The 3,666-nt window shown below is 45.9% G+C and carries 4 protein-coding genes and 1 pseudogene; 1 reads left to right on the top strand and 4 read right to left on the bottom strand.

From position 1 onward, the window contains the following. Positions 1-57: 57 nt before the first annotated feature. Positions 58-555, top strand: a complete 498-nt coding sequence (locus tag A3766_RS13430; RefSeq protein ID WP_068642351.1) for a YhcB family protein — start codon at positions 58-60, stop codon at positions 553-555. Positions 556-559: 4 nt separating this feature from the next. Here A3766_RS13430 and A3766_RS13435 read toward each other — a convergent pair whose 3' ends face one another. The 4 genes and pseudogenes from A3766_RS13435 to A3766_RS13450 all read right to left on the bottom strand — a co-directional run. Further along, positions 560-1,321 (bottom strand): Nif3-like dinuclear metal center hexameric protein, encoded by a 762-nt coding sequence (locus A3766_RS13435; protein ID WP_068511135.1) that lies wholly within the window; start codon positions 1,319-1,321, stop codon positions 560-562. Between the two features lie 15 nt (positions 1,322-1,336). Further along, the gene (hisD, locus tag A3766_RS13440) at positions 1,337-2,641 is read right to left on the bottom strand and encodes a histidinol dehydrogenase (RefSeq protein WP_369808150.1); all 1,305 of its coding nucleotides are present in this window, start codon (positions 2,639-2,641) and stop codon (positions 1,337-1,339) included. A gap of 48 nt (positions 2,642-2,689) precedes the next feature. Then, entirely contained in the window at positions 2,690-3,322 is a 633-nt protein-coding gene (hisG, locus tag A3766_RS13445; RefSeq protein ID WP_068511138.1) for an ATP phosphoribosyltransferase, read from the bottom strand. A 26-nt stretch (positions 3,323-3,348) separates the two neighbouring features. Continuing rightward, positions 3,349-3,666: pseudogene (locus tag A3766_RS13450) on the bottom strand (UDP-N-acetylglucosamine 1-carboxyvinyltransferase); the annotation flags it as partial.

The raw sequence follows: 3,666 nt of genomic DNA on the forward strand, positions 1-3,666 counted from the left end.
ATTTTAGTTTTTTATATAACTAACATTTCTAGTTAGCCATAAGAGTGAGAGTAGTCTGTGAGCGAAACAATGATTCAACTTCTGTCGGGTGTGGGTCTGTTCTTTTTAGGCATTGTCGTGGGAGCGGTCTTTCATCGATCTGTCCAAGGCGAAGCAAGTAAGAATAAACGTTTGGAACAAAAATTAGCCGAGCTACAGGCTCGTCATGAAAAGTACCAGGCTGAGGTCAGTGAACACTTTATGGATACCGCGCAAGCTGTACACACCCTCAATAAAAGCTACCGAGAGGTGCATGAGCAGCTCGCCAAAGGCGCAAGCCGCTTGTGCAATGAAGAGCAAGCTGAAGATTTTCTCGCAATCGGCCAATCTAACGCAAGTACTGATAGTGCTGCACAGAAACCCCGCGCTGAAGTTTACACACCACCTATGGACTATGCTCCAAAGAATAGCGACGCCGACACAGGCACACTGTCAGAAACTTATGGCATTACTAAAAAAGAAGTTAGCTCGGAGCAAGAAGAAGAGCTGCTTGTTAAAGAGCCACCAAGAATCTAGGCCATTAAACTGGATTATCGATATCGATAAACTCAAACTCGATATCAAACTTTTCCTGTAAATGTTGCCCAAGTGCTTGAATCCCCCCTTTCTCGGTCGCATGATGGCCTGCGGCGAAATAGGCGACCCCGGTTTCTCTTGCGACGTGAACGGTTGGCTCGGATATCTCACCACTTAGGTAAGCATCAAGGTTCTGACTCACTGCAAGGTCAATCATCCCCTGGGCTGCACCAGTACAAAACCCAATATTCTGTATTAACCGGTTAGGCTCACCAACAAACTCGCATTGGCGACCTAGCTTGTTAGTCACATGCTCGGAAAACTGCTCAACTGTTACCGCCTTATCTAAGCGACCAACCTGCCCCACAGAACGCGGGTTTCCGAGTTCCAGTGGCCCCGTTATATCGATACCAAGACGCAGCGCGAGCTGAGCGTTATTTCCACACTCTGCATGAATATCGACAGGTAGGTGGTAAGCTAAGAGACTAATGTCGTTGACAAGTAACTGCTTAATTCTCTTTTTCTTAATACCCGTAATAGGCTGAGCTTCACCTTTCCAAAAGTAACCATGATGAACCAAAATAGCACAAGCATTCTGCTCTACTGCCGCATCTATTAATGCTTGGGAGGCGGTTACTCCACCAACGATTCGCTTAACAGAAGCTCGACCTTCTACCTGGATACCGTTCGGGCAATAGTCCTTAATCTTATCAACCGATAAATATTGCTGAAGATAGGTACTCAATTCTTGTAAGTTAACCGACATGATTACGGACCTAAGCTACTTGATGCGATATTCAGCGGAACGAGCGTGGGCTGTCAATCCTTCACCACGAGCAAGTACCGATGCCACCTTCCCTAACTCACTTGCACCCTCTGCTGAGAAGTGCAAAATCGAAGAGCGTTTCTGGAAATCGTACACACCTAGAGGCGAAGAAAAGCGTGCAGTTCCAGAAGTTGGTAATACATGGTTAGGTCCAGCACAATAGTCACCAAGCGCTTCGGCGGTATAGCGGCCCATAAAGATTGCGCCTGCATGGCGAATCTCTGTCAACAAGGCATCGGGATCTTCTACTGATAACTCCAGGTGCTCAGGTGCTATCAGGTTGCTAACATGAGCCGCTTGGCTCAGAGAGTCGACCTTAATGAATGCTGCCCTGGATACCAGCGATGCTGTGATTATTTCCTCACGCTCCATCGTTGGCAACAATTTGCTAATACTGGCTTCAACCTGATCTAAAAACTGCTCGTCTTGTGATATCAAAATAGGCTGAGCGTTTTCATCATGCTCTGCCTGTGAAAACAGGTCCATTGCAATCCAGTCTGGGTCAGTTTTCCCATCGCAAATCACAAGAATCTCTGAAGGACCGGCAATCATATCAATACCAACGGTACCAAATACTTCTCGCTTGGCGGTCGCCACAAAAATATTTCCTGGCCCAACAATTTTGTCGACTGCTGGAACAGTCGCTGTACCGTAAGCTAAGGCTGCAACCGCTTGAGCCCCCCCAATAGTGAAGACACGGTCGACGCCGGAAAGCGCCGCAGCTGCCAATACAAGCTCGTTAACTTCACCCTTAGGTGTTGGCACCACCATGATGACCTCAGGCACACCTGCTACCTTTGCAGGAATAGCATTCATCAAAACAGACGAAGGATAAGCCGCTTTACCACCTGGCACATACAAACCTGCCTTATCAAGTGGTACTACTCGCTGGCCAAGGCGCGTGCCATCCACTTCAGTAAAGTCCCAAGAACCCTGATTCTGTTTTTCGTGATAGCCTTTTACCCGCTGTGCAGAGATCTCCAAAGCCTGCTTTTGATCGGTAGGTAGGCTTTGAAGCGCTTCCATTAAGCGTGCCTTTGGAATCTCTAGCTCAGAGGCACTTCCAACACTCAAACCATCAAACTTAGAAGTGTATTTAACCAAGGCATCGTCGCCAGTAGATTTAACGTCATCCAGAATCGTTTTGACCGTCGCATGAACGTCATGATCAAGCTGATCATCCCATGCAACCAATTGCTTTACAGCAGCTTCAAAATTATCATCAGTACTGGATAAACGTTTAATATCTACCATTGAGATTTTCCTGTGTTAATAGTCATAACTCACCGAAGGTCAGCTTTGATAGCTTTATTTAACGGCTTTCTTCATTTTTTCAATAATTGGTTGAATTTGTGCGTGCTTCATTTTCATTGACGCACGATTCACAACAAGACGAGTTGTAATATCAGGGTGAATCATTTCCCTTGGCTCTAAGCCATTTGCTTTTAGGGTATTTCCGGTATCGACGATATCGACAATTTCATCAGCTAAATCTAATAGGGGCGCCAACTCCATCGCCCCATACAGCTTGATGATGTCAGTCTGAATACCTTGCTGCGAATAGAATGCTTTAGCCAGGTTTACAAACTTAGTGGCAACACGAATTCTTCCCTTAGGGCTAACACTACCTTTTTTCGCAGCAGTCATTAACTTGCATTTGGCAATACCTAAATCTAATGGCTCGTATAGGCCATCCGCGCCATGTTCCATTAGGACATCTTTTCCGGTAACACCGATATCTGCGCCGCCGAATTGAACATATGAAGGCACATCGGTGGCCCGGAGAATAATCATTTTCACATTCTCTACAGTGGTATCAAAAATCAGCTTTCGACTACTGGTGACATCTTCTAGCGGCTCGATTCCAGCCTCTTTAATCAGCGGAAGCGTCTCTTTCAAGATGCGCCCTTTTGACAAAGCAATTATTAGATTCTCTGACATAATTTTTTACTCTTAAACTTCACCGTCTAACTAGGCAGGCGCTTTATTTTTGCACCCAGTAGCTGCAGTTTTTCTTCAATGCATTCGTAACCACGATCAACATGGTAAATACGATCAACAAGCGTATCACCTTTCGCAACAAGCCCCGCAATTACCAATGAAGCAGAGGCACGAAGGTCAGTTGCCATAATAGGCGCAGCATGTAATTGCTCAACCCCGGTAATGATCGCAGTGTTGCCTTCGAGCTTAACGTCAGCCCCCATGCGCATTAACTCGTGAATATGCATAAAACGGTTTTCAAATACTGTTTCTGTAATTGAACCTGTGCCTTCTGCTACGCAATT

It is taken from the genome of Oleiphilus sp. HI0132 (genome assembly GCF_001635845.1).

Bases quoted from the DNA above. Each gene is read 5' to 3' on its own strand.
- A3766_RS13435 (WP_068511135.1), bottom strand. From the start codon at position 1,321: ATGTCGGTTAACTTACAAGAATTGAGTACCTATCTTCAGCAATATTTA.
- hisG (WP_068511138.1), bottom strand. From the start codon at position 3,322: ATGTCAGAGAATCTAATAATTGCTTTGTCAAAAGGGCGCATCTTGAAA.